This is a genomic window from Hahella sp. NS-SX17 (genome assembly GCF_057367735.1).
On record NZ_CM170632.1, the window covers coordinates 2,108,079 to 2,133,556 of the forward strand.

Here is a 25,478-nt window from a genome sequence, read left to right on the forward strand (position 1 = left end):
CCAATATTATTGCCATGTTAATAATAGTTTATGGCTGCAGAATTGATCCAGGTCAGCATCCTTGTTATTCGATAAGGTTAAAAAATATACAGGCCAATTCTGAACGACTTCCATTGTCGTTGGGTGACTGGCTCCACCAATGACCTTGTAACCCTTACGCATTACCAAGGGGGTCTTAATGTTGAGCTACTTGCGCCAAATTACCATTCGGCATCGCTTCTACCTGATTTTGTTCCTTTTCGTTGTTGGTCTCTTCGCCGTCGTCACAATGACGTACTTTAACGCCAGCAAAAACCTCATGGCCGGCAAACAGGAAAGCGCCAGAAATGCGGTCGACGCAGCGATAAGCATCATCGCCTCGTATCAGAAGAAAGCGGCGGATGGGACGCTGGAGGAAGCCAAAGCGCGTGAGCAGGCGCTGCGTACAATTGAGAGCATTCGTTATGCCGGCAGCGAATATATCTGGATCAACGACCTCAATCATACTGTGCTCATGCATCCCATAAAGCCTGAGCTGAATGGAAAAAGATTATATGATTTAAAAGATCCGAATGGCGTTTATCTCTTTCGAGAGTTTGTTTCCGTGGTGAAACAAAATAAAGCTGGATTTGTGCCTTACTATTGGCCGAAACCCGGACATAAGGACCCCGTGGCCAAGGTCAGTTATGTGAAAGGTTTCGAGCCCTGGGGATGGATAGTCGGATCAGGGGTTTATGTTGATGATGTCGAAGCTGTTTTATTCCAGCAGATGATTGAAGTGCTTGTGACGGTGAGCATTATCATTCTCCTTTTACTGTTTATCCTCATGATCGTCGCCAATAGCGTTACGAACCCACTGAATAGAACTTTAGAAAGGATGGGCGATATCGCCTCTGGCGACGGAGACTTAACGGTCTATCTGCAAACGGAGGGTCGGGACGAGCTTGCCGCTCTTTCCGTACAGTTCAATACGTTCGTAGATAAAATCAGAAATTTAGTCACCAATGTAACTTCATCTATTGGTTTGCTGACTCTCTCTGTGGATGAGTTATCCAACGCAGCGATGAAGAGCGTTGACAACGCCCAGAATCAACAAAAGGAAACGGATCAAGTCGCCAGCGCCATGAACCAAATGTCAGCTTCCGCGCAGGAAATTGCTCAAAATGCAAACAGGGCTGCGCAATGCGCTGCTGATGCAGACAATGATTCTGATCAAGGACGGCTTATCATGAAAAATACATTGCTGACAGTGGATGAACTTGCCGCCGAAATGAACAGGACGACTTTATCGATCGAGGCGCTTAAAACTGAGACGGTAAACATCGGCAGCGTACTGACGGTCATAGAGAGCATCGCCGAACAGACCAACTTGCTGGCGTTGAATGCGGCAATAGAAGCTGCGCGGGCGGGAGAGCTGGGGCGGGGGTTCGCTGTCGTTGCGGATGAAGTGAGAGCCTTGGCCAGTAAAACCCAGCACTCCACTCAGGAAATTAATGAGATGATTGGGAAACTGCAAACCGGGGCCTCTTCAGCCGTATCCGCGATGGAAAAAAGTCTCCATAAAGCGCGTGGAGCGCAAGAACAGACGCAACGTGTCGAGAATGCGTTGGACAAGGTCATAACGTCCATTACCGAAATCAACGACGTTAATAACCAAATCGCTACGGCTTCAGAACAACAGAGTTTGGTTTCAGAAGAAATAAACAAAAACGTCAGCAACATCGCCGTGATTGCGGAGGAAAACTCGGAGTCTATAGATCAGGTTAGGTCGTCTTGCGAAAGCCTTCGCCAGGTAAGCGCAATCCTTATCCAACAAGCCGGGCAGTTTAAGGTCAATTGAAATTTTGAAGCTTTCCATAACAGGCCAGGTGTGAGCTGACGGTTACCAGTCTTCTACGTCCGCCATGTTGGGTAAGCGATGGGCGATGCCTTTATGACAGTCTATGCAGGTTTTCTCACCAGTAACGAGGAAGCCTGCATGCGCATCACGAGCCCGTTTGCTTTGGCGAGTGAAGTCCATAGACTCGACGGAATGACAGTTTCGACATTCAAGAGAGTTGTTCGCCTTAAAACGCGCCCATTCATGCTCAGCCAGTTCCCGACGATTTTCTTCGAATTTTTCTTTGGTGTTTATCGTACCGAAGAGCCAGCCCCAGACTTCCTTGGACGCCTGCATCTTTCTGGCGATCTTATCGGTCCAATTGTGGGGGACATGACAGTCAGGGCAGGTGGCGCGTACGCCTGAGCGATTGGCCCAGTGAATGGTGTCCTGAAGCTCACGATAGACGTTACTTTCCATCTCATGACAGCTAATGCAAAAGCGCTCCTCGTTCGTCGCTTCTAAGGCGGTATTAAAGCCCCCCCAGAATACAATGCCTCCTATGAAGCCTCCCATAACCAGAAAGCCAAGAGAAAAGTGGACGCTTGGGCGATTGAGCGTACGCCATAGCGGCTTTATCCAGCGCATAGCTCTCATAGCTATTGCTCCTTACGCTTATCCTGAATGATCTGCCGTATGTCCTTAAAATTGTTCTCAACCAGCGGTTTGGCGTTGGTCTGCGGCACGTGGCACTGATTGCAGAAATAGCGTCGTGGAGAAACTTCCGCCAGGAAATTTCCCTCTCGGTCCATATAATGGGTGACGCTAACCATTGGCGCCTGCGATATCTCAATGCGGTGCCGGCTATGACAATGCATGCATTGATTATTATTGAGGTCCACCTGATAGTTATCGATCTTGTGCGGGATCGTGGGAGGCTGCATAGGGTAGGCCCGTTCCCGCTTGATATCCTCGTTCAGTACCTGTGGGATATAGGGCGGTTCTGGATTTTCATCTAAAGGCGCGTTTCGCAGCGTTGCAATGTTTTCCGCCCAGACCAGCGCAGTGATAACTGGTAGAGCGAGAAGAATAAGCCATTTTTTCATTGCAACCCCCTATACCTTGATCAGCTTGACCGCACACTTCTTGAAGTCAGTCTGTTTGGAAATGGGGTCTGTCGCGTCCAGGGTGCATTTGTTGATGAGCTGACTGGCGTCGAACCACGGGACGAACACCAAACCTACGGGAGGTTTATTTCTGCCGCGGGTTTCTACACGGCTGCGCATTTCGCCGCGGCGGGACACGACTTTGATTTCATCGCCTCTACGAACGCCGAGCTTGCGGGCGTCGTCAGGGTGCATATAGACCAGGGCGTCAGGCTCTGCGAGATAAAGTTCGGGGACTCGCTGGGTCATACTCCCTGAGTGCCAGTGTTCCAGAACCCTTCCTGTCACAAGCCAGTAGGGATAATCCTGGTCAGGAGACTCAGCGGGCGGCTCATAGGGCAGGGCGAATATTATCGCTTTACCGTCCGAATGCCCGTAAAACTGATATCCTGCGCCCTTTTTGACATAGGGGTCCGAGCCTTCGCGGAATCGCCAGAGGGTTTCTTTGCCGTCTACGACAGGCCATCGTAATCCTCTCGCTTCATGGTAGCGATCAAACTCAGCCAGGTCGTGACCGTGGCCTCTGCCAAAAATAGCGTACTCTTCAAACAGGCCTTTCTGAACGTAAAAACCGAAGTGTTCAGACTCGTGATTTTTATAATTTGGGTCTATTTCCTCAATGGAATATTTATTCACGCTATTGTTTGCGAATAGCACGTCAAATAAAGACTTACCCTTGAATTCTGGGCTCCTGGAAAGTATTTCTTCCGGCCAGACTTCGTCTGTCGTAAAGCGTTTGGAGAATTCCATTATCTGCCAGAGGTCGGATTTTGCTTCTCCTGGCGCGCTGACCAACTGATGCCAGAATTGTGTTCGTCTTTCCGCGTTTCCGTATGCGCCTTCTTTCTCAACCCACATTGCTGCAGGCAGAATAAGGTCAGCGGCTTGTGAGGTCACAGTGGGATAGGCTTCAGACACCACGATAAAGTTATTGGGGTTACGATAGCCTGGCAGGGTTTCTTCCAGCATGTTGGGGGCAGCCTGCACGTTATTGTTAACCTGGACCCAATAGGCGTTCAGTTCGCCATCCCGGAGCTTGCGATTTTGCAGAACCGCGTGGTATCCGGGTTTATCAGGAATGATCCCTAGCGGTACCTTCCAGGTTTTTTCAGCAAACTCTCGATGTTTAGGGTTGGTGACCACCATGTCGGCGGGCAGTCTGTGTGCGAACGTACCCACTTCGCGTGCGGTGCCGCAGGCGGAGGGCTGCCCGGTCAACGAAAAGGGACTATTTCCGGGACTGGAAATTTTTCCTGTCAACAGGTGCAGGTTATAGACGAGATTGTTACACCATACGCCTCGCGTATGCTGATTGAAGCCCATGGTCCAAAAGGAAGTGACTCTGGTCTTGGGATTGGCGTAAAGCTCAGCTAATTGATCCAGCTTTTCCTTGGGTGTCCCAGATAGTTTCGAGACATATTGAGCGTCATACTGTTGCAGAAAACTTTTATATTCCTCGAAGGAACTGTCTTGGGCGCCGCCGGGATTGTTGGCGTTCGCCGCCGCCAGTTCCAACTGATGCTCAGGGCGCAAACCATAGCCAATATCCGCAGCGCCGACTTTGAAACGGACGTGCTTATTAACGAAGTCCCAGTTGACCATGTCCTTTTCAATAATGTATCGGGCGATGTAGTTCAATATCGCCAGGTCCGCCTGCGGCGTGAAGATAATGGGGAGGTCGGCCAGATCGAAGCATCGGTGCTGAAAGGTCGACAGGACGGCGACTTTGACATGGGGATGGCTTAACCGGCGGTCTGTCACTCGCGTCCATAGGATAGGGTGCATCTCCGCCATGTTGGAGCCCCAGAGAACGAAGGCGTCCGCATGTTCGATATCATCATAGCAGCCCATGGGCTCATCGATTCCGAACGTCCGCATAAACCCTGCAACCGCAGACGCCATACAATGGCGCGCATTGGGGTCAATATTATTGGAGCGAAATCCGGCCTTATACAGTTTGACGGCCGCATAGCCTTCCCATACCGTCCATTGCCCTGAGCCAAACATACCGACAGCGGTTGGCCCTTTTTCTTTGAGCGTCTTTTTAAACTGCTTCGCCATCACGTCAAAGGCTTCATCCCACGTCACCGGCGTGAAATCGCCGTCTTTGTGATACTCCCCGTTCTTCTTGCGCAGCAACGGCTGAGTAAGTCGATCCTTTCCGTACATAATTTTGGATAAGAAGTACCCTTTGACGCAGTTAAGGCCTCTGTTGACTTCCGACTGGATGTCTCCGTGAGTCGCCACCACTTGATTATCCTTAACCGCGACATTAACGCTGCAGCCTGTTCCACAGAATCGGCAGGGCGCTTTGGACCACTTCAGGCGGGTGTATTCCGAATCAGTAATGACATTACTGGCTTCGCCAGAAAGACTGATGCCCGCAGTGCAGGCGGCGGTTACCGCCGCGGAACGCTTGATGAACTCTCTTCGTGTAGTCATATCGCACTACCTGTGCTCTGGGGAGCGCTATATAGCGAAAGGAGCTTCCGTTAAGACATATTCCGGTCGAGCTCGCTGGCGCGCTCACAGTGGTGATAGATCAGATTGACGCTAAAAACGCCCGTCAAATGGAGCGTGTCGTTCAGAAAGCTAGAAACCATTTCTCTACAGGTAGTCGCCATCACCACAACAATCTTGCCGACTTGCTCTGAATGCGTGACTTCTTGTGTCGGAGGCTGATGCAACAGTTGTGAGAGGAAAGTAACCCGCTGCGGCGCGCACTGAATGAGGAAACTGACGATATGTTCATCCTGTTCCATGCTTCCTCCTTCATATTGATGGCGTCAGTATGCATACAGCCATGATGCTTCGGATGGCTTTGTCCCAACCTCTTGCGGCGGCGAACCCAATAACACTGATTGATTCAGTGGCGTCAGCCGGCGGGCGGACCGGTAAGGTGCTGTAATAACCAGACAGATAATCCGTAGACGCCAACGATGACGACGCTAAGGACAGGCGCCAATATTACTGCGAGAAAGATAAAGACGGTGAGCTCTCTCTTTTTTTCCGTGTTAGCGGATTCGGGAGCTTCAATAGAATTTTTCATATGACCCCACAACGCCATTACAGCTGTCCTGCTATATCTGCACATGCATGCAGAGGTTGTCTAAAGAAGTTAGTTCAACTAATGGCCGGACGCAAACCCAATTCAGATTGTCGGGTCAGATCAGAATTAAGTACGTTATTTGATCAGGTATAAACTCAATGTCGACTCTTCTCTTGAATTCCTAACTACGTTATTGGGCTTGTTATAGATTCGGCCTTAAAGCATTATTTTGACCACAACTCATGGCATGAATTAGGTATTGTTAGCTTGACCACTAGCGCTCGGCGCGTACAGCTGTTTCTGCAAGACAATGGTTTTTCAATGGAAGTAAAAGAGCTACCAGAGTCTACCCGAGCCGCGAAAGAAGCTGCCGATGCTATTGGCTGCAGCATAGATGTTCAAAGGTGCGGACTTGGATAAGCCGGTGTTGGTAGTGGCGTCGGGCTCCAACCGCGTCGATACAAAGAAGATTGAGCAAGCAACAGGAATTAGGCTGAATAAAGCCGATGGCGATTTCGTTAAAAAGCGAGTGGGTTACGCTATCGGTGGCGGGGGCATAACGAAAAACTCACCACATTTCTCGATCCTGATCTGAAAGAATATGAAACCATCTGGGCGGCGGCGGGAACGCCTTTCGCTGTATTTTCACTGAAGCCAGGAGACCTGGAACGATTGACAGGTGGGACTTTCCTAGATCTCGCGGAGTAGCATCAGAGCTCAGTGGAAATCCATGTTCAGTCTCGGCAGGGAAGAGGTTGTACACCCTTACCATTTGGGTGCGACTTATATATGCTACGTTTAGAAAGCGCTTTAATAATCATGTTGCCAGTTGGAGACAGGTAACCGATTGATTCTTCAGAGTAGACATGATGCCGGCCAATATTGCGTCGTTATTTGGAGACATTTTTACGCACATTTTTAATCCTCACTTCATAAGTCTGCTGATAAATAGATAAAAGTATCTCCCGGTGTGGAATTTGTAGCATTTTCTCTTGAGCGCCAAAAGTGCTCGGGCGAGGTGCGTATTTGAAATGCACCTGGGAGGAGTTAAATGGAGATATTCCACAAATGATGGAATAAAGTCACAGAGAGGTGATGGTCATGAATAGACTAAATACTGTCGCATTGATACTACTATTAGCTGCGCCCGCAGTTTACGCGGAAGAAGATATGGGCGGTTCCGAGCAACAGCCTACCGGAGACAGGTTCGCGAGCCTTGATGTAAACGAAGATGGCGTTCTTGACAAGTCCGAAGCAAAAGGCGATACCGAGCTGGCCAACAACTGGGCCGCTATCGACATAGATCGGGACGGCTTAGTCAGCCCAGACGAGTTGACTATCTATACCGGCGAGGCTACCGCTGCCGGGGCAGATACAGAAGGGGAAATTCTGAACGAACCTGTACCTGAATAAGCCATGTAGCCACAGCTTAATTGGTCATGCTACCTACGCTGGCGGAGGAGAAACCGCCAGTCCCGCTTTTTAGCCCGAGAGTTCCATGTATTTCATTAATCCAAGTGTAAATTCGCCAGTATTCGATCAGTTGCTCGTTGAATCGGCTGGATAGACTGGTTATCAATGCAGAGCAGCAATTCGCAGGAGAAGGCAAGTCGTTCAACTTTCAGTAGAATATTCACCAGTAAAGCATCGCTAGTTTTCTGCTCTGACTCGTGGTCGGAATCCGTAATTGCCAATACGCTACAACCAGATAGTGAAGGTTGAGAAAATCGGATTTTGCCAAGCATCAATTGGTGCGATACGCTTGTGACACATGAGCCAATCAAAAGATTACCAAGATCAAGATAGAGTTCATCCTCATTTTGATTAGAGACAGAATCGAGTCCCACAAATCGCTCTAAGTGATGCGCGGTCATGTCATGAACACCCACTAAGCCCTCGCCTTTTAAGCCTCCAGAAAAACTCTGCTGGATAATAACGCTACGGTAATACCGAAAATAAAGTTCTGGTCTGCGCTCATGAGTGTGCGTCAGGACAAATAGGCGTGGGACAGATAAAACGACGAAATGGTTAACCAGACTCGCAAGTCGACAGGAGCTTTGTCCCATAGCGATGTTAACGACTTCATGAAACGTATCGAGTTGTTCATCCGATAGCATACGTGCGCCTCCTCTAGTGCGAGACGTAAAAAGGTTCTTAAGCTCGGTTTGTTGGCCGGGCTTTCAACGTATTCGGGCGCTATTTTCAGAAAGCTCTCTGAATTAGTGGGATATTTGACAGATAGGTTATTCTTCTTCGATCAGCAGTTGCGGCTAACCAAAAGAGCTTCATTGAGAAATTCTAGTCATCTATTGTAGGTTGCGCCACCTAGTATCTCGTTGTGGGATATTTCGCCACAAAAGGAGAGTAATTGAACGTTTGGCAAGCCTTTTTTCAGACAAACTTAAGACTGCAGTCGATCCAGCGACAGTGCGGTAGCCAACGAAAGACTGGTCATGTCATGCCTGGAGAAACAACAGTGTGCTCAAGCGCGTGCGCCTTTATCTTGAGTTGGAGAGTAGTAACAGTAACATCCCCTACCTTCCTTTTTCGCGTTGTACATGGCTTTGTCGGCGCAGCTCAATAGGCCAGCATCATCACTCGCATCATCAGGATAAATTGCGATTCCAATGCTTGGTGAGGTCACAATCGTATGGTCGCAAAATGTATAGGCCTTTGAAAGATTGATAATAATACTCTTTGCTAACCGCGCAGTATCGTTGCGATGAATGAAATCAAATGCAACGACGACAAATTCATCGCCGCCTAGTCGGAATACTAGGTCGGATTGACGCACAGTGCGTCGCAATCGATTGGCGACCTCCCTTAATAAAGCGTCACCGAGATCATGTCCGAAGTTATCATTGACAGCTTTAAACCTGTCTAGATCAAGAAAGAGCAGCGCTAGTTTCTTGCTATGGCGGTGCGCCACCGCAAGCTCTTGATTGATAAAAGTGTTGAGTAAACGTCGATTGGGCAGACCAGTTAATGGATCATGAGTGGAATAATATTCGGCTTGACGCTGAGCAGTCATTTCTGAAATCAGCAGTGCGGCGCCTGCGGTAATATTCAGGGTCGTATTATTTAGTGGTAAACAGGTGGCTAGAAAGCTTCTGGGAGTATTAGAAGAAGCGGTATCAATAGTTGCTTCAACATTGAACACCGCCTCGCCAGCATGTAGCGTTTGAGCAACCATTGCTTGATATTGCTTGAGTAAGTCGGAAGAGAGGTGAGTTAGCTTACGGCCGACAATCGTATTCCTGTCTATGCCACACCATTGGGCGAGTTTACTGTTCATGCGCAAACAATTCAGATCTTGATCCATCATAACAATGCCTATGGGAGGGCCTTCATAAAGCAAATCCAGTTCTGCATACTGCCTTTCTAGCGTTTCCTCCCTACTGCGTATTTGATCCAGCATGTTGTTTAGCGCATTCGCAAGATGTTTTATTTCCAAGGGACCCGTTGGCGTTGGAAAGCTTGCCGGGGTTGCGGTCTGCATGTTCGTATGGGCCGAGGCGGCCAGGATTCTCAATGGATGGGAGATACGGCTTGCTACACCAGCACCTATAAATGCGAAAAGTATGGTTACCGCCCCACCTATACTCCATATAGCGGCGCTGAGCTGCCGCACTGGGCTCAATGCGGCTTCCGCATTTTGTCTGACAACCACCACCCATCCATTTCCTGGGTATCCGCGGAACCCTTGGGTCGCGCTATACCCAGTCATATAAAGCTCGCCGTCTGGCCAGCTTATTAGTGAGCGTTTATTCAGGTTCGGGAATTTCTGCAAAGGGATAATTGTAGACATATGTGGTTCTGGGGCAAGTAACACGGAACCCTCGCGTGAAAGTACAAACAGCTCAAGCGCTTGGCTTTGGTGTCTTAATAAGTTTTCGGCCAGTTCCCCGGCCCAATTCCAATTCAGACAGGCTCTCATTACCCCTATCGCTCTTCCCTGAGCATCTCGAACTGGCAACACCAGACTAATAAAACGGTGCGCTCCAACACCAACTTCTCCGGTTTGACCATCGGATTCCTGCACATCACTGACAAATGGCCTGCGTAGACCTTCGCTCCACCATGACTGATCCGAGAGGTTTGTTCCCTCCATTGACTTGTTCGTGGAGCGTAACACTGTGCCATTTGTATCCATCAACCCAACCCAGACGTAGTGCTCATAGGTTCTTTTCATCGTTTCCAAAATGTTTCTCTGCAGTTCCGCATCAGCGCCATACAGGTCACGAATCGTGGGTAACCCTGATACATTCACCAGATTACGAAGAAGGTCGTACATGCCTTTGTCAAGGCTGTCAGCCATCTGGTTGGCAACGCCATTGAATTGGCTGTCCAACTCCCTTTGGAGACGGTCAGAGGCCTCGTGATCCACTATCAGGTTTACTACTCCTGTTGTGGCGATGACCACTCCCGCAAGGATGAGTGATAAGAGGGCCCTTACTGTGACTTTCATAATGGCCAATCCTGACCACGGTCGGAGAACTAAAATCTAGTGGACCCCTTCAGAATTTGCAATGAAGAGGAAAGTGATACTTTGATTTTATATTCATAAAAAGACTTACAGTCGCTTGCTGTGACATCGTCACCGATTACTGACAATATTTTGACTGATTATCCACGCGCGGCAAGCCCGCGTGTTGCGCAAAAGCGACAACTATTTCTCATTTTGAGCGAAGGACAAAATTTCTCTAACGCTGGAGCACCTTCATTCAGATCTCAAGACAGCCCAAGAAAACGCACCATCAGAGCAAAAGCTATTGCTGTGAAAAAGGCCTTTAGCCACACAGGATTTCAGAGAGGTTATCTCCATTAAATCTGCATGCCAGCTATCTTAAAGGAACCTCTATGTATGCACTGACCTGTGAATAGATATGGAATACATGCAAGTTTAAGGGCTGACTCTTGGAATATTTTAAAACTCTTTAAATCAAATGTCGCAAATAAGGAACACATAAGCTCGCAGTACGCCGCCGCTTAGCCTTAGACACGCTATACTTTACTGATGATACGATAAATTAATTTCTTGGCGCCAAATTTGAATCGCCACAATGAACGTCATGAAGCGGGTAGATGGCAGTAGCGCTAATAACAGCTGCTATCCACTAAACAGAATCACAGTGAGGTGATCGTCATGAAAAAATTCAATGTTCTCTGGTTGTCGTTGCTACTTGCTATTACCGCCGCCTGCTCGGAAGAGAGTAAAAGAGGATTGTCTTCAGAGGCGAGTTTCGCAAGCCTTGATGTAAATCAGGATGGGGTTATTGATAAGCTTGAAGCCAACGGCGACAGAGAGCTGGCCGATAGCTGGTCATCCGTTGATCTAGATCAAGACGGCGCGATAAGCTCGCAGGAATTTACCATTTATGCTGGGGAATCTACGGCTGCTGGTCAGGAAATGAAAAGAGATATGGACACCCAGCGATACCGGTAGTTTAGAATGTTAAAGTGACTTTGCTGATGTCCTCGGTTGCGCCAGTATGATCGTTATGTGGTACAGAGGTATAGTTTGTCTATTTGTATATCTGGCATTTGTTTATGCGTCATTTGATTATTGTTGGGCGGATGAAAAACAGTTAGTGTTGGCTATATCCACCCAATTAAGCCAATCACCACAAATTGAGCGGTATAACGCCTTCTATTCGGAGGCGTTTCGTCGTATTGGTTATAGTCTTGAGTTAAAGGCTTTTCCCTCCGAACGTAGTGGTGCGCTGGCAAACTCTGGATACGTGGATGGATTGCCGGGCCGAGTTAAAGACTACAACTCGCATTATCCTGACCTCCTACGTGTGGATGTACCTTTATGGACCATGGATTTTGTCGCCTATTCCAAGGTCGCTTTGGCGATGGAAGCGTCGGGGTGGGAAGCCCTTGCAAAGTCAAGTTACCGGATAGATTGCCGTATCGGCGTAATTCGGTGTGTAAGCCAGCTATCGAAGCCACTAGGCAATAGATTGGAGCTGGTTTACAACGCAGAGTCCGCACTCCGGCGATTACAATTGAGAAGGAGCGATGTTTATGTGGATTTGGCGACAATCGTCGACCCTCTTTTACAAAAAGAGAAATACATTTCAGCGGGTATAAAAAGGATGGGCTCCGTCGAATTTGTCGAAAACTACCTATTTTTGCACAAGAAACATCATGCTCTTGTTCCAAAGCTGGAAGCCATATTAAAGGATATGAAAGAGGAAGGCTGGTTGAGAGGGGCTCAGGATGGGGAGCTGCATCTTGAGTAGTCCGCCTGATTTAAGCTGATGAGCTTATAAAGGTTATGCGTATTACCCATCAATCAAAGAGTTACGAAACCAACCAGCTCTCTATTTTTTCCTTCCCGTACTTCTGTTTCCACGCGTTCAGCGTCTTGTGGTTGCCGCCGCGCGTTTCCACTGTTTCGCCGGTTTTGGGGTTCTTATAGACCTTGAGGGGACGAGGAGCTTGACGTTTTCCAGAGGATTTGGCTGGAGCGGCGTTTGCGCCGAACATACTTAATAGATCTTCGGAAGACATCTCATATTTGGACATCAACGCTTCAAGTTTCTTTTTGAATTCGAGACCTTTTTTGAGCTCATCGCTTTGCTCCAAAGACGCGATTTTATTCTGCAGCGCTTCAAGCTCAGCCAAGGCATTTTGATAGGTATTTAACTTTCTCATTATATAGTCTCTTATCAGTCATTATTCTGGATCGGTAAGCCTATAAACCACATCTTTTGTTTAAGTATAACGTACAGCGTTATGGTATTAAATTGCTGATGTTAAAGGAATCTTGAGTAAGAGATGGCCGGGGAGTCCTTTTTTCGGCCCTCTCTGGATATTCAAGAATGACTGTTTGAGATTATATTTTTGCTTTATGGGTCTGAAAGGCGGCCAGATGGAGGATGAGATATCTGGCCGAGCGCCTTTCAGTGAGCGGTATAGTAAAGTTTGAAACGACAATATCAGGTCACATTGGCTGTTTTTTCACTGCAGTTTATTCGTTGAGTCGTAGGTCAGTGGAGTGATTTGCGAGACGTAGCCTTGCTCATCCAAAGTGACCGTGATTGTTCCGTCATCCCTGCTTGCATTCCAATGGCGGTCGTTCTGCTCCACTAGGAAGCCTATTTCCTGAAGAAACGACAGTGTTGGCTCAATGTGGCGGTGTAAATGGTGCTGCAGCGCAAACTGTATCATTCGGCACAATGGATGTAGCGTGAGTCTCGGCAGTGAACCTAGGTGTGAGACTAAAATACAGCCTTGGATAGAGTCGGTGAAACTCAAGATGTCTATCACATAGTTCTCGTTGAGAATCCCTGCGGAGACTGCGCAAAGGCCCAACGGATCTATCTCTGGAATGCCCCCACCGTCAACCAGATGTTTCATTCCATTACTAGAAAACCACTCTTTCAATTGAAGGCTCGACTGGGTCAGTGGCGCTGGCATTGGATTTGGACTGGCCCAAGCCCAACAAAATGAGCGGTCATTCGTCGAATAAGTGCCTAGAAGTTGAACTGGCATTTCTTGGTCGTTATACCAGGCAACGCCTTGATGTAGGTCGTATCCTTCTGGCGCATCTTCACCATAGGCCTGACGTAGGGCCTTATGGTGATAGAGCTGCGGTAATAAATGTTGATGAAGTAAATCGTCAAATTGCTGCATTGTCGATTGTTATTCCTTTACGAAGATACTTTCGTCCACTCTTTATCTGAGCCTGGACGATATTGAATTATCCACGAACTTTCCTGCTGCTCTCCCGGGATAAAGTAGACGGCTTTTTGAGTCTCAAACACTCCTACTGGATTTCCTTTATCCTTGAGGCAAATAAATTTCCCGTCCCTCAGCTCAAAGATCCCTTTCGATCCACCTGCCAGGAATATGCGCTCGTTTAGGCAGCCCACACCATACCAGGTGTACTCAGGCGAACCGATGTCTATAAAGCCGTCTTTCGCATTTCCTTTGAGCAGGTCTCCGTTTCTACCGCATATATAGACTTCCGTTTCGCTTATGACTTTTACGTCGGTAAAGACTTCCCCTTCCGGCAAATGATCCGGGTAGGGAATTTGTTTCCATGTGTGGCCATTATAGTGATGAATTTTCCCGTGATAGCCGACGATATAAATATCACCAGGACCGGAACCATCCATTGCAGTTGAGACATTTCCAATATCATGCTCACTCCAGCACTGTCCATCCCAGTGATAGGCTTGGCCTCTAAAGCTGCTCGCCCAAACATCGTTGTTGGATGTGCCCCAAACAGCTTGAAGTAAATTGTTGGCGACGTATGTAACGTTCCAGTCCTTGTCTGCGGCTAATTTTTTATACCTAAAACTGGGTTGAGGTGGAGTAGGGAAAGTAACGTCAGCATCGGTGTAGGCATTGCCGGATCTGTCAACAACCCATAAATTGCCCTCTGGCGACATCCACATGGCGTTCAGTTGAGTGTCAGCCCAAAGAATTTGAGGTGGGCGTTGTCCTGGTACAATGCCGTTGTGATCACTGTTGGCTTTGATAATTGTTCCAACGGCCGAAAGTGCTTCCCCTTCATTGTAGTGAGTAAGCACTCGGTATATCGTCCCATCAGGTTGCCCGCAGACACCGATAATCTGGTTTATCTCATACATTTCGTTTTTCGGGATCATTTACGATCTCGTCTACTTCCTGCTCGGTATAGACCTCAGTTGTATCTTCGTCACTGGTGTTTTCCTCAGAGGTTTGCTCCGTATTGTTATTTGACCTAACTTGTGGGGACGATCTCCGCTCTTGCGGCACGCTCTCCCATCCAAGGTTGCCATTGAATGAGGATACTTCGCTAACCTCTCCTGTCAAAGCAGGCGGTGGTGGTGGAGCCGGATTGGCGCGAGCAATCAAACGCTTGGCAAGTCTCGCCTCCGAACTGACAGGTACTGGTCCTTCTTCGCTCTCGTTGATAACTGGGCAGAAAGGCTTCTTCTTATCAGAAAAAACCAACAGTATTTCGCCGCGCTCAACGCATCTGACAAAGTCATCCTTCCACTTGCGAAAGTGGGGTGAACCACGCCCAGGAAAAGCCCCAAACCCCGAGCGGAAGTGATAGCCGCATAAATTGCTGGCGACATCGCTGACCTTGAAGTCGTTGCTCAAGCAACGGTCGGCAAAGCTCGCTGCAAAAAAGGGAGACTCGATAAATGGAAGGTCGGCGACAGTGATATCAGACCAGTGCTTAAACGCGTATGAGCGGGTGGAGTACATGCAGGAAACATCCCTTGTATTACGCCTTTCCTGACCCTTGAGGCGGAGATGACGCAGAGCTAAAATGTATTACGTATTTTTACAATGCAAGAATATTTTACTTGTGTGAGTGGTCGGGCAATATCGGCTGTAGGGAATAGACTCATGGAACTGGCGCCTCTCCCAGCTTGACGCGGCTGTCGTGTTAGGGGTAAAGTCGCCAACTTGCTTTAACTTGCATTTTTGTTGGGTGTCGCAGATGGATACGCAGTCTCAAAAATCCCCGCGCGAGCTCGTCGAGGAGGCGATACGCCGCTATCTTCCTGAATACGCGCCGGACCTGGCGCATCGCCCCCAAGGAATGCTCCCCGCATTCACCAGCGCCCCGCCAAATGACGATAATGGGCTTTATGGGAAAATAAACTTGGAAGAGATGACCCGAATAATGAGCCAATCCTCGTTGGCGTATCAGCTTAAGCGGATGAAGTTCCGAGGTGGATGAAGCTGGAGAGGCTTCCAACCAATTGCATATTGTAGCAGGAGCCGCATATGTCGAAGAGCAAGAAACTCAATATTTTCTCCCTAAGCGGGGCGCCCATCTATCGTCATATTGATCCCGACAATTGGGAATCGCCTCACGGAGAGGAATCACTGGAGAAGATTTCCAACCATGTTGAACGATACCTCGGCCCTGTTGACACAGTATTCCACGAAATCCTCTCTGACACCGTTCATATTGATGTGCATATCATAATGCCGAACGAGGCATCTCCCTTTATTCGCCTTCTCACTTCCGGCATGAGCGATTTGGCGATGGCCGTGCCGGAGGGGCTGCATGCTCCGCGATATGCAGAACTCATGATTACCTTGCCGGCGCAATGGTGTATGGATCAGGAGTCCAGCTACGACGAAAGGTGGTATTGGCCGTTGCGTTTGATCAAGTTCCTCGCCAGATTTCCTCACAAGGTGGATTCCTGGCTGGGAGTGGGGCATACCGTTCCCCATGGCGATCCGCCGGAACCCTACGACGAGAGTGTGGGATTCTGTGGTGCGCTGTTACTTCCCCCATTGACCGTAGCCAGTGAGTTTGGTCGGTTGAGAGTGAATGAAGAGAAGGAGATCGAATTTTTCGCAGTGGTTCCGCTTTACGAAGAGGAAATGAACTTCAAGCTGCGTAGAGGTGTCGCAGAGTTGGCGGATAAGCTCATTAATCAAGATATCAGCGACCTGATCGATATTCGACGGCCTAATGTATGCGCCTGAGTCAAGATAAGCTCCGGAGTAGCCCGGAGCATCAAAGAGCAAGCCAGTTATGAGAGCTCGGGGAGCTTCCGTGGCCTTTTTCCAAAAAGACCCTGCGCCGCCATGCTCACGACTTGATCCCCTCCCACCACGAAGTGGTCGATGAGTGGAATTTCAACGAGCATCAAGGCTTGCAGCAAGCGATAGATAATGAGCTGGTCGTTAACGCAAGGTTTGGGATCGCCAGAGGGATGGTTGTGAGCGACGATAACTTTCGCAGCGTTATGTCGTAAAGCCGCTTTCACCACTTCGCGTGGATAAATATGGGCCTCATCAATCGCGCCTCGGAACAGTACTTCGTAGGCGATCTATCGGTTCTGAGTATCCAGGAAAAGTCCCACGAACGTTTCGCGCGGTTCCGGGGCCAGATGCATCATCAGATACTCTTTCACTTTACCCGGGTCATCCATATTGCAGGAATGACGTTTAAATCGTTGCGCCAGAGCGCGTTTGGCGGCCTTTAAAACGATGCCCGAATCCAAGGGCGCGGATAGGGTAAATTCCCCGGTGCGCCTGTTCAAATGAAGCGTGGCCGTAGTAGACTCGATGTCAGCCATGATCAACTCCGTGTAAGTTGGTTGTGGTTAGTCGGCGTTGGGTGTTGCACCACCCTGCGCCGGCGAATATTGGTAGCCTATGAACGTGTAATTAGCAGTGGATTGCAACTTAATACAATCCAATATCTGCCCTTCCTACGTGCAATACAAACGACTTCCCTCCTGTTAAAAAATGCACCAGCGGCTACACTGATTAATGACCATTCAATCGTCACTTTGCTTGGCCGTAAGGTCAGCGTCGCTAACGGCGTTGTCGGCGCTGACCTTGCTATTATCATCACGCTTCAATGAAGCCAATCCCGTCCTTTTTTATGTTCCTCCCACTGTAATGGAGGATCGATTGCCAGATTGGAAAACGATATGTGACTGGGCAGCGAGTCGTCGAGAATGGCCGTCACGATATCTGGCGGCAATAAGGTCAAGTTCAGAAAGCGGCTGAGATAACTGACAATCATGCCTTCTTTCTTCGTCAGGTCGCTGATATTGCGTGCTTCTCCAGACTCAAGACGGGCCGCCAGACGATGCGCTCGGACTAAGGCTCCTTGCGGTGGCGTCAATGTCTCGTCCCAGGGACGATCGCCGCTTTCACGTTCAGGAAGGGTCACTATTTTGCGTCCGCCTCGGCGTTTTATCCGAATGGGAATAAACAGGGTTGGAGCGCCATTGCTTGCTACAATTGTGCTGGCGCGTCCTGTGATTTGAATGCTTCCTCCACTCACGCCACACTCTCCTCGGGGAAGTGAGCGGTGTTAGCGCACAGCTCTTGCGTTATTGGTTCAATGCCATTCATGCGCAGCCTCACCTCTAAACTCATCGGCGTGAGTATGACTTTCTCCACCAGCAGGCGCACGATGCGGGACTGCTCCGCCGGAAACAGCTGCTCCCAAATGGCGTCCAGTTGCGTCATTGCGACAGTGACCTTGGCCTCGTCCTGCTCAGGGTCCAAACCTACGCCTGTCGATGAAATATCCTGAATTATTAGAGTGGGGGAGCGCAGATAGCCGCGTAGTTGTTCCTGGACGGCGGATTCGAGTTCGGCCGCCGGTAAGCGAGGCAATCCGGGTGCGCCGGCTCCCTCCCTCTCATCCCGCTGTGGAATGTAGTATCGCTTTCCGCTTTTCTTGGTGGTGTGCCAGGGCGTCAGCGCCCGCCCTTCGGAGTCGAAGATAATGCCTTTCAGCAGGTAGGGCACTTTGGCGCGCAGGCCGTTTCCGCGAGAGCGGTGATTTTTACGCAGAATCCCGTGGACTTGTTCCCATAACTCAGGGCTGATGAGAGGAGGATGCTTCCCCTTGTACCAAGTTTTCCAATGCCTGATTTCCCCAAGATAGACACGGTTGGTGAGCACTCGATAGATCGTCACCCTATCAAATGGCTTTCCGCCACGAACACTGCCTTCGCTGGTTGTCCACAACTTGGCGGTAACGCCCTGTTGGCGCTATTCTTTCATGAGGGGCGTACTGGAGCCTAACGCCACGAAGCGCTCAAAGATATGACGGACCAGCTCGGCCTCACGATCATTGGGGACGAGATACCGCCCCTCAATGTTGTAGCCAAGCGGAGGGATGCCGCCCATCCACATCCCTCGACGTTTACTCGCAGCTATCTTGTCGCGAATGCGCTCTCCAATGACCTCGCATTCGAATTGTGCGAAGGAAAGCGGCACGTTCAGCATCAGCCGCCCCATCGAAGTGGCGCTGTTGATCTGTTGGGTCACGGATACGAAAGACACACGGCTACGATCCAGGACGTCCACGATTTTGGAGAAGTCGGCGAGGCTGCGGGTGAGGCGGTCAATTTTGTATACGACGATGATATCCACCTTGCCGCCTTCCACGTCGCTAAGCAGACGCTGTAGAGCGGGGCGCTCCATATCGCCGCCGGAATAAGCGGGATCGTCGTAGTCATCCTCAACAGAAACCCATCCTTCCGCACGCTGACTGGCGATATAGGCGTGTCCAGCGTCTCGTTGAGCGTCAATGGAGTTGTATTCCTGTTCAAGGCCTTCCTCGGTGGACTTGCGAGTATAGACGGCGCAGCGCAGTCGACGTTTAACGGTTTCACTCATCCTTTGGCTCCCTTGCGTGTCCCTTTCGGTTTCGAGGCCTTATTCAATCCGAAAAACTCAGGACCGGACCATCGTGTCCCGGTGATCTCCCGGGCGATCATGGACAGGGAAGGGTAGAGACGTCCTTGAAACTCAAACTGCCCATCTGCGAGCACTGTGACATGGTGCTCAACCTCTCTATATTCCCGGGTCAGCACCGTGCCGGCTGGGGGCCGGTTGACGGCGGACTTTTTGGACTGATCGGTCGCTTCCGCCAGTGCGGCGATGCGTCGGCGATTGTTGTCCAGTAGCTCGGAGTTGAGCTTGCGAAACTCCACTTCCTGAATCCGATAGGCGATGCGGCGCACAAGATAGGTTTTCACGTAGGTGGGGGCGTCCTTGTCGAATAGCTCGCGCCAAAGTTCGCGGAGCTCCTGTATAGATAAACTGGGTAACGCGGCCACTTGAGCGGTAATTGATGGTTTTTCCTGAAGTCTTGATGGGGTCATTTTTTCTCCGTTTTTTCTCTGTGTGACGGAGTTGGATGAACGCTCTGAAGGCCCTGGAAAGCAAGTCCCACCTTGCTCTGTTTTTGAGAGTTCAGCTCACGCAGACGAACGATGCCGTGGGCAAGGATAAGAGCCATTTCCTGCCGACGTTGCATCGCGTTTAATTTCTCGGGTGGAATGGCCTGGGATGGACCAGACAACGGAAGGTTTGGTGACATAAAGGCGGCTCCGATATTCAAACTTTTTGATGGAGACGCCATTATCAGTACCGGCCGCCTTACGGGCCAGGAGGGAGTTTCAGGCTACTGCGAGCAGGTGCGGGGGATTGCAGGAGATTGCGGAAACGGCGAGAAAAATTAATATTGGAACGACCGCCGTCTGGGATATAAAACGGGCGGAAGACTAGGCTCGCCCGACATCGTCCTCCAACCAGACGTCGATGATTCTCATAACTGAGTGGACGTTGGAACGCGTGGCTGACCGTTTCACCGACGCGGCAATCACAGCGCAACGGCTGCCCCCTGTCCGGGTGCAGGGATACGCTAACCTTGGGAGAACATGGGAGCGGAGCCTGTGGTGAAGCGATTACCGCCCGATCCGGCTGCGATTGATCGCATGCTTGAGACCTTTCGTTGGGTGAAATGGCTGACCGAGGATCAACGTCACTTGGTGTGGATGCGGGCGGACGGCTGTCCCTGGAAAGAGGTCTGTGCGCACTTCGGTATGGACCGCACCACGGGATGGCGTCGCTGGAAGGCGGCCTTGTCTGCTGTGGCTGTTCGACTTAACGATCCCGAGGAAAGGATTAGTTTTAATTAGTTATAAACAACTCCTGCGGAAAACGTAGTACTGGTGCGGGTTTGACGCCAATTCGGGGGCGTAACATCCGCCGGTTTTTTTGGTAATATTTGCGTTACCTCGTGACACGAGCGCACCTCCCCGCTATGGCAGCCGCCAGGCGATTATTTGGCCTATCTGGGCGCCTTTTGGGCTCCCGATGGGTCCTTCCTGGCCATGAGTCGAAGCGGGGGGCGTGAGCGCCGCGTTTGTTTAGCGTCAGCGCTAAAAACGAGGTTTGCAGGGTTTGCGGTTCGCAGGTCCGATTCCAACGTACTTCCCTTTACCCGCCTGTGAAGCGATTCGCCGGCGGGTTCTTTTTTGAGGCCCAGAATCTGAATTCTTTGTCCGCGGTTGGCGCCCCAAGCTATCCGCCATTGATTGTTCAATACCGGTCAGTGGAAGCGCTCATTCCGTATTGCCGAAACGCGCGTACGCACTCCGAGGAACAGGTGGCGCAGATCGCCGCCAGTATCGCGGAATTTGGCTGGACCAACCCTATCCTGGTCGACGGAGAGAACGGCGTTGTCGCCGGCCACGGGTGCTTGCTGGCGGCGAGAAAACTAGGAATGGTGGACGTCCCGACCATCGAGCTCGCGCATTTGTCGCCGACGCAGAAACGCGCCTATATCCTCGCGGACAATCAGCTGGCCTTGAAGGCTGGCTGGGACGAGCAATTGCTGCGTGTTGAACTGGAGGCGCTGCAGGAAGACGGTTTCGACCTGGACCTGACTGGATTCGACGCGGATGATCTGGCGGCGTTGAGCCCAACCCTTGCACATTGTCGGGGCGCGATCTACATCGCCATGTCCTCCAGCGAGCTGGACACCCTGCAGGCGGCGTTTCGGGAAGCGGGAGGCAAATGGTCGACGTTTATCATCTGGGCCAAGAACACCTTCACGCTGGGACGCTCAGACTACCAGCGCCAATATGAGCCGATACTGTACGGCTGGCCGGAAGGCGCGCGCCGACACTGGTGCGGCGATCGCGATCAAGGCGACGTATGGCAAATTAAAAAGCCGGCGAAAAACGACCTGCACCCCACCATGAAGCCGGTGGAACTGGTGGAGCGCGCCATCCGCAATTCCAGCCGACCGGGAGATATGGTGCTTGACCCATTTGGCGGTTCAGGCACCACCTTGATCGCAGCGGAAAAGTCAGGACGCTTTGCGCGTCTGATCGAGCTTGATCCCAAGTACGTGGATGTGATCGTGCGCCGCTGGCAGGAGTGGATGGGAGAAAGCGCTATCCGTGAAAGCGATGGATCTACGTATGGCGAGAATCTCAAGTTAGACGGCTGAGATAATGTGCTTTAATTGGACTATCTCATTCAAGACTTTCAGGAGGGGGAAGTCATGAAACCGAATATTTTTCGCTATGTGGTTCGCTACGACTGTGAGAGCGCACCAAGTCTCTATGATGGTTTTTGCGTCATGCCTGTTTGCATGTTCCACATCAGAGAGCCAGTAGAATTAGATGACTGGATGATTGGCTTTCAGAGCAAAACGCCAAATCACGTCGTGTACGTCATGCAAGTCAGGGAAACGCTATCACTGGTTGATTACTTGAAAGACAAGAGATTTGCTGACTCTATCCCTAAACCCGCCACATCCTCAGAGAATATCCACATCCTCGACAGGAAGAGGCAACTGGAGCACAAAGTAAGTCCTACTCACATCGACCCTAATTATGAGGAATATATTCGTAGCCTTACGGTGCTGGTCAGCAATAAATTCTGGTATTTCGGCGCCAATAGCCAGCTTATCTCAACCGACCTGACTCATCTGTCGCCGCCACATAAAGGTAATATCGTGCATAAGAATCGCCGTGATACCGATTTAGACAGGCTTAAAATTTGGCTATCACGTTGGAGCATGGGAGTTCATGGAGAGCCGGAAGAAGCCAGCGTCAAACTTCGTGAATGGCTGTCTGTGCTGGAGGTGAATGTGGATGAGATTGGAGCGAGTCCAAATGGTAAAGGTTTCGATCCAACCGATAATGGCCACCCATACTCAAAGCTGGGTGGCGGTTGACGCTTAAGCCTCAACAGGCTCGCAATAATCAACATACCCGACCAGCTCGGGCAACCCGTAAGGGATGCCGCACTGTACGCTGGTGACTCGTCCTATGGTGCGCTTCATCCAGCTTTGGGTGGTTGCATCAATGGCGGCCTCAAGGGTAAGCCCTGTTAGTTGATTGCCTCGAAGCTCGTCTGCAAAGCGTCTTCCGTAGCGGCTATCCAAAAAGTTGCGGATGGATTCAAGCGGCTGCCCCGTCGCGTTCGAAATGGAGGCCGGCTGTAAGCGTTCAGGAGGGGCGATCAATCAGCCTCCAGCATAGCTTTAAGGCGATGTCCTCCCAGGGGGCAATGAGGCGGCTAGCGTCCGATAGCAGGCCGAGGAGATGAAACCGAATCAATAACCGGGCGTCTTCGTCTTCCTCAAGTTTGCTCAGGTAGCGCGCAAGGCGTTCATCGATCAGCAACCCCTGCAGCTTGGTGATCGCGTCGCGCTTGGGGAGCGGTTCCGACATCAGGCGCGTCAGAGCAAGGGCTTTTTCTTCGGTGTGTGGTTGGTGGATGGTTTCCATTTGGGCTTCTCCTTTTTGGGGTAAGGCGGCTGCGTTGCGCCGCCGGGTAGTTGCTTGGGTCAGGCGTCGATGATGCGCTTGCAGATGGTGATGGCCGCCTCCTCCCAGGTCACGTAGGAGAGGCGCAGGTTGTCCAGCGCCCGCTCAAGGTGAAAGCGCACCAGGAGGCGGACATCCGCGTTCTCCTCAAACTCTTCAAAAAAGTCAAAAAGGTCGTCATCGCCGGTCAGGTGGTAAAGCGTGTCGCTGGCGTCTTTCTTCAGCAGCGGCTTGGCCATCAGGCGTTCCAGTTTGGCGGCTTTTTCTTCGGTGTTGGGTTGGCTCCATGTGCCCATTTTGTCGCTCCTTTTGGGTGGTTCGTGTGGCGCTATGAACGCTTCATAGCGCCGGCTTAGCAAGTGATTTAGAGCGTTATGGATGGTCGGTTTTGGCGATGCGGTAGATGCGCTCGCCGTCTGCGGATTTCTCTGAGGTCACATTGAGCCCCAGCTTCTTTCTCAGCGCCCCGGAGAGGGGGCCGCGCACCGTGTGCTTTTGCCAACCGGTAGCGTGGCTGAGCTGATCAATGGTGGCCCCTTCTGGACGCTCCAGCATCTGGATGACAGGGGCCTGCTTACTGTTGGCGTGGAGGCGGGATGGCTGGCGCTGTGGCTCAACCTCGTTGGCGTCCGGGATCGCTTCAAGGTTGTCCCCTCCTCCTCTCGGTTTGGCGCGTCCCAGCGCTTCGTAGGCGGCGTCATCGACATGCCATGCCTCTCCTTCTGAGTGGATCAGGTTTCGCTGCATCAGGTCGATCAGCACTTTCTTGCGCGCGCCGCCTTTGATGTGGCTTGGGAACCAGTCGACGCGCCCATTGCGTTGATCAATAGCGTGGGACAAAACAGCATGTTGCGTGGGCGTCAATGTGTGACTCATAAAAAGCTCCTTGGCGGGTTGGTTAAGACGCCGGCATGAACGCTTCATTCGAGAAGGAAGCCAAGTGGATTCAGCATTTCAATTATATAACAGTATTCTCACTCCTTCCGGGTCTGAACTGTCAGTCGCTCAGCACGATCATCCAACCACAGCCCCAGCACATAATTTTTTTAGAAGTGGTTGATACAGCTCATGGGACTGAACTGCTGACTTTAAGAAAGTTCAGTTTGGGTGTGCGGAAATAGGAATGTCCTGATACTATTTAAAACTCACTGAGAACTATTCGCATTCCTATAACCATTTATCTTGGAGCATCCCTCATGCATACCAAAAAAGCAGTGATATTAAAGGTGGCGCTTTTGTCTACTTTAGGACTGACCGCCCTAAATACCCAGGCGGCGGACGAGATCAATATATATTCCTATCGGCAGGCATTCTTGATCCAACCGATGTTGGACACCTTCACCAAGGAAACGAATATCAAGGTCAATGTCGTCTTCGCCAAGGAGGGAGTGGCGGAAAGGCTAAAGCGCGAAGGCGCGAACAGCCCAGCGGACCTGGTGTTGACCACGGACATTGGCCAGTTGCAGGAATTGACCGACGCCAAAGTGTTGCAGCCGGTAAAATCTGACGTTTTAGAGACAAATATCCCCGGGCAGTATCAAGCGGAGGATAATAGCTGGTTTGGGCTGACTGCGCGGGCAAGGGTTATATACGCTTCCAACGAAAGAACGGATCTGAAAAGTATTGCATACGAAGACTTGTCCAAGCCTGAGTGGAAAGGTCGCATATGTACTCGCTCTGGCAAGCACCCTTATAACATCGCGCTGATATCCTCTATGATCGCTCACCACGGCGAAACAAAAACGGAGGAGTGGTTGCGTGGCGTTAAGGAAAACCTTGCTCGAAAACCGCAGGGAAATGATCGTGGCCAAGTGAAGGCAATCAAGGACGGTATTTGTGATATCTCTTTGGGCAATAGCTATTACTACGGACTGATGTTAACCGATGAGAACCAAATTGAGTGGGCGCGGGCAGTGAATCCTACTTTTCCAAATCAAGGCGATCGCGGCGCCCATGTCAATATTAGTGGTGTGGGCTTAACTAAAAGTGCGCCCAACAAAGAAAACGCCCTCAAACTAATGGAGTTTTTGTCCGAGAAACTGGCTCAGAAAATGTATTCTGAACAGAACTATGAATATCCCGTTAAGCCGAGAGTGGAGCCATCGGGGCTGGTGCAGTCCTGGGGCGACTTCAAGCGCGACGCACTGCCTTTGCATCAAATTGCCGCATTGCGTGAGAAGGCCGCGAAGTTGGTGGACAAAGTTGACTTTGACGGCTGATCGCCCTCGTAATTAAAGGACACTCCCTACGTCAGCCGGAGCCTTCGCGCTCCGGCTTTGATTTCAGACTTGTGTTGATAGCGTTTCCCAACCCATGGTTCTGTGCAATCATGAATTGGTGGTAATCTGCAACATTGGATACGGCTTTTATCCTGATGACGGTGACTCTGCGGA

33 protein-coding genes are annotated in these 25,478 nt (G+C 50.5%); 11 read left to right on the forward strand and 22 right to left on the reverse strand.

Annotated elements, in window-relative coordinates; all coding sequences use genetic code 11:
* Positions 1 to 298: 298 nt before the first annotated feature.
* A complete protein-coding gene (locus tag AC2IBB_RS09530) occupies positions 299 to 1,819 on the forward strand; it encodes a methyl-accepting chemotaxis protein (RefSeq protein ID WP_486332640.1) in 1,521 nt (506 codons plus the stop codon).
* 42 nt (positions 1,820 to 1,861) lie between these two features.
* Here the strand turns inward: AC2IBB_RS09530 and AC2IBB_RS09535 are convergent, their stop codons facing one another.
* From AC2IBB_RS09535 to AC2IBB_RS09555, 5 genes are all read right to left on the reverse strand, one after another.
* On the reverse strand, positions 1,862 to 2,455 hold the full coding sequence (locus AC2IBB_RS09535) for a NapC/NirT family cytochrome c (RefSeq protein ID WP_486332641.1): 594 nt from the start codon (positions 2,453 to 2,455) through the stop codon (positions 1,862 to 1,864).
* A gap of 2 nt (positions 2,456 to 2,457) precedes the next feature.
* On the reverse strand, positions 2,458 to 2,904 hold the full coding sequence (locus tag AC2IBB_RS09540; protein ID WP_011397187.1) for a nitrate reductase cytochrome c-type subunit: 447 nt from the start codon (positions 2,902 to 2,904) through the stop codon (positions 2,458 to 2,460).
* A 9-nt stretch (positions 2,905 to 2,913) separates the two neighbouring features.
* Positions 2,914 to 5,406, reverse strand: coding sequence for a periplasmic nitrate reductase subunit alpha (gene napA / locus AC2IBB_RS09545; RefSeq protein ID WP_486332642.1), 2,493 nt, complete (start codon positions 5,404 to 5,406; stop codon positions 2,914 to 2,916).
* 50 nt (positions 5,407 to 5,456) lie between these two features.
* Positions 5,457 to 5,726 carry a chaperone NapD gene (locus AC2IBB_RS09550; RefSeq protein WP_486332643.1) on the reverse strand — a complete coding sequence of 90 codons (270 nt, stop codon included), beginning with the start codon at positions 5,724 to 5,726 and terminating at the stop codon, positions 5,457 to 5,459.
* Between the two features lie 113 nt (positions 5,727 to 5,839).
* Positions 5,840 to 6,013, reverse strand: coding sequence for a periplasmic nitrate reductase, NapE protein (locus AC2IBB_RS09555; protein WP_486332644.1), 174 nt, complete (start codon positions 6,011 to 6,013; stop codon positions 5,840 to 5,842).
* 394 nt (positions 6,014 to 6,407) lie between these two features.
* On the opposite strand from AC2IBB_RS09555, the gene AC2IBB_RS09560 reads away from it, so the two are divergent.
* Positions 6,408 to 6,608 carry a hypothetical protein gene (locus tag AC2IBB_RS09560; RefSeq protein ID WP_486332645.1) on the forward strand — a complete coding sequence of 67 codons (201 nt, stop codon included), beginning with the start codon at positions 6,408 to 6,410 and terminating at the stop codon, positions 6,606 to 6,608.
* Positions 6,609 to 7,114: 506 nt separating this feature from the next.
* Positions 7,115 to 7,426 (forward strand): EF-hand domain-containing protein, encoded by a 312-nt coding sequence (locus AC2IBB_RS09565; protein WP_486332646.1) that lies wholly within the window; start codon positions 7,115 to 7,117, stop codon positions 7,424 to 7,426.
* A gap of 95 nt (positions 7,427 to 7,521) precedes the next feature.
* Here the strand turns inward: AC2IBB_RS09565 and AC2IBB_RS09570 are convergent, their stop codons facing one another.
* Complete coding sequence (locus AC2IBB_RS09570; protein WP_486332647.1) at positions 7,522 to 8,130, reverse strand: chemotaxis protein CheC; 609 nt, start codon at positions 8,128 to 8,130, stop codon at positions 7,522 to 7,524.
* Positions 8,131 to 8,495: 365 nt separating this feature from the next.
* The gene (locus AC2IBB_RS09575) at positions 8,496 to 10,481 is read right to left on the reverse strand and encodes a diguanylate cyclase domain-containing protein (RefSeq protein WP_486332648.1); all 1,986 of its coding nucleotides are present in this window, start codon (positions 10,479 to 10,481) and stop codon (positions 8,496 to 8,498) included.
* Positions 10,482 to 11,159: 678 nt separating this feature from the next.
* On the opposite strand from AC2IBB_RS09575, the gene AC2IBB_RS09580 reads away from it, so the two are divergent.
* Positions 11,160 to 11,459 carry an EF-hand domain-containing protein gene (locus tag AC2IBB_RS09580; protein ID WP_486332649.1) on the forward strand — a complete coding sequence of 100 codons (300 nt, stop codon included), beginning with the start codon at positions 11,160 to 11,162 and terminating at the stop codon, positions 11,457 to 11,459.
* A gap of 46 nt (positions 11,460 to 11,505) precedes the next feature.
* Positions 11,506 to 12,261, forward strand: a complete 756-nt coding sequence (locus AC2IBB_RS09585) for a type 2 periplasmic-binding domain-containing protein (protein ID WP_486332650.1) — start codon at positions 11,506 to 11,508, stop codon at positions 12,259 to 12,261.
* Positions 12,262 to 12,322: 61 nt separating this feature from the next.
* Here the strand turns inward: AC2IBB_RS09585 and AC2IBB_RS09590 are convergent, their stop codons facing one another.
* From AC2IBB_RS09590 to AC2IBB_RS09605, 4 genes are all read right to left on the reverse strand, one after another.
* Positions 12,323 to 12,676, reverse strand: a complete 354-nt coding sequence (locus tag AC2IBB_RS09590) for a histone-like nucleoid-structuring protein, MvaT/MvaU family (protein ID WP_486332651.1) — start codon at positions 12,674 to 12,676, stop codon at positions 12,323 to 12,325.
* Positions 12,677 to 12,982: 306 nt separating this feature from the next.
* A complete protein-coding gene (locus AC2IBB_RS09595; protein ID WP_486332652.1) occupies positions 12,983 to 13,657 on the reverse strand; it encodes a DUF6882 domain-containing protein in 675 nt (224 codons plus the stop codon).
* A gap of 17 nt (positions 13,658 to 13,674) precedes the next feature.
* A complete protein-coding gene (locus tag AC2IBB_RS09600; protein WP_486332653.1) occupies positions 13,675 to 14,637 on the reverse strand; it encodes a hypothetical protein in 963 nt (320 codons plus the stop codon).
* The gene (locus AC2IBB_RS09605) at positions 14,612 to 15,226 is read right to left on the reverse strand and encodes a hypothetical protein (RefSeq protein ID WP_486332654.1); all 615 of its coding nucleotides are present in this window, start codon (positions 15,224 to 15,226) and stop codon (positions 14,612 to 14,614) included. Before AC2IBB_RS09605 ends, AC2IBB_RS09600 begins: the two co-directional genes overlap by 26 nt.
* A 238-nt stretch (positions 15,227 to 15,464) precedes the next feature.
* Here AC2IBB_RS09605 and AC2IBB_RS09610 point away from each other — a divergent pair, with 238 nt between their 5' ends.
* Both AC2IBB_RS09610 and AC2IBB_RS09615 read left to right on the forward strand, forming a co-directional pair.
* Positions 15,465 to 15,707 (forward strand): hypothetical protein, encoded by a 243-nt coding sequence (locus tag AC2IBB_RS09610; protein ID WP_486332655.1) that lies wholly within the window; start codon positions 15,465 to 15,467, stop codon positions 15,705 to 15,707.
* A gap of 47 nt (positions 15,708 to 15,754) precedes the next feature.
* Positions 15,755 to 16,468, forward strand: a complete 714-nt coding sequence (locus AC2IBB_RS09615) for a suppressor of fused domain protein (protein WP_486332656.1) — start codon at positions 15,755 to 15,757, stop codon at positions 16,466 to 16,468.
* A gap of 47 nt (positions 16,469 to 16,515) precedes the next feature.
* Here the strand turns inward: AC2IBB_RS09615 and AC2IBB_RS09620 are convergent, their stop codons facing one another.
* The 7 genes from AC2IBB_RS09620 to AC2IBB_RS09650 all read right to left on the reverse strand — a co-directional run bounded on the left by AC2IBB_RS09620 (position 16,516) and on the right by AC2IBB_RS09650 (position 19,838).
* Positions 16,516 to 16,755, reverse strand: coding sequence for a JAB domain-containing protein (locus AC2IBB_RS09620; RefSeq protein WP_486332657.1), 240 nt, complete (start codon positions 16,753 to 16,755; stop codon positions 16,516 to 16,518).
* Positions 16,756 to 16,815: 60 nt separating this feature from the next.
* Positions 16,816 to 17,064 (reverse strand): hypothetical protein, encoded by a 249-nt coding sequence (locus tag AC2IBB_RS09625; RefSeq protein WP_486332658.1) that lies wholly within the window; start codon positions 17,062 to 17,064, stop codon positions 16,816 to 16,818.
* A 284-nt stretch (positions 17,065 to 17,348) separates the two neighbouring features.
* On the reverse strand, positions 17,349 to 17,783 hold the full coding sequence (locus AC2IBB_RS09630) for a LacI family transcriptional regulator (RefSeq protein WP_486332659.1): 435 nt from the start codon (positions 17,781 to 17,783) through the stop codon (positions 17,349 to 17,351).
* Positions 17,780 to 18,427, reverse strand: coding sequence for a recombinase family protein (locus AC2IBB_RS09635; RefSeq protein ID WP_486332660.1), 648 nt, complete (start codon positions 18,425 to 18,427; stop codon positions 17,780 to 17,782). Before AC2IBB_RS09635 ends, AC2IBB_RS09630 begins: the two co-directional genes overlap by 4 nt.
* 75 nt (positions 18,428 to 18,502) lie before the next feature.
* On the reverse strand, positions 18,503 to 19,132 hold the full coding sequence (locus AC2IBB_RS09640) for a recombinase family protein (RefSeq protein ID WP_486332661.1): 630 nt from the start codon (positions 19,130 to 19,132) through the stop codon (positions 18,503 to 18,505).
* Entirely contained in the window at positions 19,129 to 19,620 is a 492-nt protein-coding gene (locus tag AC2IBB_RS09645; RefSeq protein ID WP_486332662.1) for a DUF2924 domain-containing protein, read from the reverse strand. Before AC2IBB_RS09645 ends, AC2IBB_RS09640 begins: the two co-directional genes overlap by 4 nt.
* Entirely contained in the window at positions 19,617 to 19,838 is a 222-nt protein-coding gene (locus AC2IBB_RS09650) for a hypothetical protein (protein WP_486332663.1), read from the reverse strand. Before AC2IBB_RS09650 ends, AC2IBB_RS09645 begins: the two co-directional genes overlap by 4 nt.
* Positions 19,839 to 20,178: 340 nt before the next feature.
* On the opposite strand from AC2IBB_RS09650, the gene AC2IBB_RS09655 reads away from it, so the two are divergent.
* From AC2IBB_RS09655 to AC2IBB_RS09665, 3 genes are all read left to right on the forward strand, one after another.
* On the forward strand, positions 20,179 to 20,439 hold the full coding sequence (locus AC2IBB_RS09655; protein ID WP_486332664.1) for a DUF6362 family protein: 261 nt from the start codon (positions 20,179 to 20,181) through the stop codon (positions 20,437 to 20,439).
* A 362-nt stretch (positions 20,440 to 20,801) separates the two neighbouring features.
* Positions 20,802 to 21,758: a site-specific DNA-methyltransferase gene (locus AC2IBB_RS09660; RefSeq protein ID WP_486332665.1), complete on the forward strand. Its 957-nt coding sequence runs from the start codon at positions 20,802 to 20,804 to the stop codon at positions 21,756 to 21,758.
* A 54-nt stretch (positions 21,759 to 21,812) separates the two neighbouring features.
* The gene (locus AC2IBB_RS09665; protein WP_486332666.1) at positions 21,813 to 22,490 is read left to right on the forward strand and encodes an Nmad2 family putative nucleotide modification protein; all 678 of its coding nucleotides are present in this window, start codon (positions 21,813 to 21,815) and stop codon (positions 22,488 to 22,490) included.
* Between the two features lie 3 nt (positions 22,491 to 22,493).
* On the opposite strand, the gene AC2IBB_RS09670 is transcribed toward AC2IBB_RS09665, so the two are convergent.
* From AC2IBB_RS09670 to AC2IBB_RS09685, 4 genes are all read right to left on the reverse strand, one after another.
* A complete protein-coding gene (locus tag AC2IBB_RS09670) occupies positions 22,494 to 22,781 on the reverse strand; it encodes a hypothetical protein (protein ID WP_486332667.1) in 288 nt (95 codons plus the stop codon).
* Positions 22,765 to 23,046 carry a hypothetical protein gene (locus AC2IBB_RS09675; RefSeq protein ID WP_486332668.1) on the reverse strand — a complete coding sequence of 94 codons (282 nt, stop codon included), beginning with the start codon at positions 23,044 to 23,046 and terminating at the stop codon, positions 22,765 to 22,767. Before AC2IBB_RS09675 ends, AC2IBB_RS09670 begins: the two co-directional genes overlap by 17 nt.
* 59 nt (positions 23,047 to 23,105) lie before the next feature.
* Complete coding sequence (locus tag AC2IBB_RS09680) at positions 23,106 to 23,381, reverse strand: hypothetical protein (RefSeq protein ID WP_486332669.1); 276 nt, start codon at positions 23,379 to 23,381, stop codon at positions 23,106 to 23,108.
* 76 nt (positions 23,382 to 23,457) lie between these two features.
* Positions 23,458 to 23,961, reverse strand: a complete 504-nt coding sequence (locus AC2IBB_RS09685; protein ID WP_486332670.1) for a DUF3489 domain-containing protein — start codon at positions 23,959 to 23,961, stop codon at positions 23,458 to 23,460.
* Between the two features lie 320 nt (positions 23,962 to 24,281).
* On the opposite strand from AC2IBB_RS09685, the gene AC2IBB_RS09690 reads away from it, so the two are divergent.
* Positions 24,282 to 25,304, forward strand: a complete 1,023-nt coding sequence (locus tag AC2IBB_RS09690) for a Fe(3+) ABC transporter substrate-binding protein (RefSeq protein WP_486332671.1) — start codon at positions 24,282 to 24,284, stop codon at positions 25,302 to 25,304.
* Positions 25,305 to 25,478 lie beyond the last annotated feature (174 nt).

What these genes read in the sequence shown, in the direction of transcription:
- AC2IBB_RS09530 (WP_486332640.1), top strand. Translation starts at nt 299, where the DNA reads ATGGCCGGCAAACAGGAAAGCGCCAGAAATGCGGTCGACGCAGCGATA.
- AC2IBB_RS09535 (WP_486332641.1), bottom strand. Translation starts at nt 2,455, where the DNA reads ATGAGAGCTATGCGCTGGATAAAGCCGCTATGGCGTACGCTCAATCGC.
- AC2IBB_RS09540 (WP_011397187.1), bottom strand. Translation starts at nt 2,904, where the DNA reads ATGAAAAAATGGCTTATTCTTCTCGCTCTACCAGTTATCACTGCGCTG.
- napA (WP_486332642.1), bottom strand. Translation starts at nt 5,406, where the DNA reads ATGACTACACGAAGAGAGTTCATCAAGCGTTCCGCGGCGGTAACCGCC.
- AC2IBB_RS09550 (WP_486332643.1), bottom strand. Translation starts at nt 5,726, where the DNA reads ATGGAACAGGATGAACATATCGTCAGTTTCCTCATTCAGTGCGCGCCG.
- AC2IBB_RS09555 (WP_486332644.1), bottom strand. Translation starts at nt 6,013, where the DNA reads ATGAAAAATTCTATTGAAGCTCCCGAATCCGCTAACACGGAAAAAAAG.
- AC2IBB_RS09560 (WP_486332645.1), top strand. Translation starts at nt 6,408, where the DNA reads ATGTTCAAAGGTGCGGACTTGGATAAGCCGGTGTTGGTAGTGGCGTCG.
- AC2IBB_RS09565 (WP_486332646.1), top strand. Translation starts at nt 7,115, where the DNA reads ATGAATAGACTAAATACTGTCGCATTGATACTACTATTAGCTGCGCCC.
- AC2IBB_RS09570 (WP_486332647.1), bottom strand. Translation starts at nt 8,130, where the DNA reads ATGCTATCGGATGAACAACTCGATACGTTTCATGAAGTCGTTAACATC.
- AC2IBB_RS09575 (WP_486332648.1), bottom strand. Translation starts at nt 10,481, where the DNA reads ATGAAAGTCACAGTAAGGGCCCTCTTATCACTCATCCTTGCGGGAGTG.
- AC2IBB_RS09580 (WP_486332649.1), top strand. Translation starts at nt 11,160, where the DNA reads ATGAAAAAATTCAATGTTCTCTGGTTGTCGTTGCTACTTGCTATTACC.
- AC2IBB_RS09585 (WP_486332650.1), top strand. Translation starts at nt 11,506, where the DNA reads ATGATCGTTATGTGGTACAGAGGTATAGTTTGTCTATTTGTATATCTG.
- AC2IBB_RS09590 (WP_486332651.1), bottom strand. Translation starts at nt 12,676, where the DNA reads ATGAGAAAGTTAAATACCTATCAAAATGCCTTGGCTGAGCTTGAAGCG.
- AC2IBB_RS09595 (WP_486332652.1), bottom strand. Translation starts at nt 13,657, where the DNA reads ATGCAGCAATTTGACGATTTACTTCATCAACATTTATTACCGCAGCTC.
- AC2IBB_RS09600 (WP_486332653.1), bottom strand. Translation starts at nt 14,637, where the DNA reads ATGATCCCGAAAAACGAAATGTATGAGATAAACCAGATTATCGGTGTC.
- AC2IBB_RS09605 (WP_486332654.1), bottom strand. Translation starts at nt 15,226, where the DNA reads ATGTACTCCACCCGCTCATACGCGTTTAAGCACTGGTCTGATATCACT.
- AC2IBB_RS09610 (WP_486332655.1), top strand. Translation starts at nt 15,465, where the DNA reads ATGGATACGCAGTCTCAAAAATCCCCGCGCGAGCTCGTCGAGGAGGCG.
- AC2IBB_RS09615 (WP_486332656.1), top strand. Translation starts at nt 15,755, where the DNA reads ATGTCGAAGAGCAAGAAACTCAATATTTTCTCCCTAAGCGGGGCGCCC.
- AC2IBB_RS09625 (WP_486332658.1), bottom strand. Translation starts at nt 17,064, where the DNA reads ATGGCTGACATCGAGTCTACTACGGCCACGCTTCATTTGAACAGGCGC.
- AC2IBB_RS09640 (WP_486332661.1), bottom strand. Translation starts at nt 19,132, where the DNA reads ATGAGTGAAACCGTTAAACGTCGACTGCGCTGCGCCGTCTATACTCGC.
- AC2IBB_RS09645 (WP_486332662.1), bottom strand. Translation starts at nt 19,620, where the DNA reads ATGACCCCATCAAGACTTCAGGAAAAACCATCAATTACCGCTCAAGTG.
- AC2IBB_RS09650 (WP_486332663.1), bottom strand. Translation starts at nt 19,838, where the DNA reads ATGTCACCAAACCTTCCGTTGTCTGGTCCATCCCAGGCCATTCCACCC.
- AC2IBB_RS09655 (WP_486332664.1), top strand. Translation starts at nt 20,179, where the DNA reads ATGGGAGCGGAGCCTGTGGTGAAGCGATTACCGCCCGATCCGGCTGCG.
- AC2IBB_RS09665 (WP_486332666.1), top strand. Translation starts at nt 21,813, where the DNA reads ATGAAACCGAATATTTTTCGCTATGTGGTTCGCTACGACTGTGAGAGC.
- AC2IBB_RS09675 (WP_486332668.1), bottom strand. Translation starts at nt 23,046, where the DNA reads ATGGAAACCATCCACCAACCACACACCGAAGAAAAAGCCCTTGCTCTG.
- AC2IBB_RS09680 (WP_486332669.1), bottom strand. Translation starts at nt 23,381, where the DNA reads ATGGGCACATGGAGCCAACCCAACACCGAAGAAAAAGCCGCCAAACTG.
- AC2IBB_RS09685 (WP_486332670.1), bottom strand. Translation starts at nt 23,961, where the DNA reads ATGAGTCACACATTGACGCCCACGCAACATGCTGTTTTGTCCCACGCT.
- AC2IBB_RS09690 (WP_486332671.1), top strand. Translation starts at nt 24,282, where the DNA reads ATGCATACCAAAAAAGCAGTGATATTAAAGGTGGCGCTTTTGTCTACT.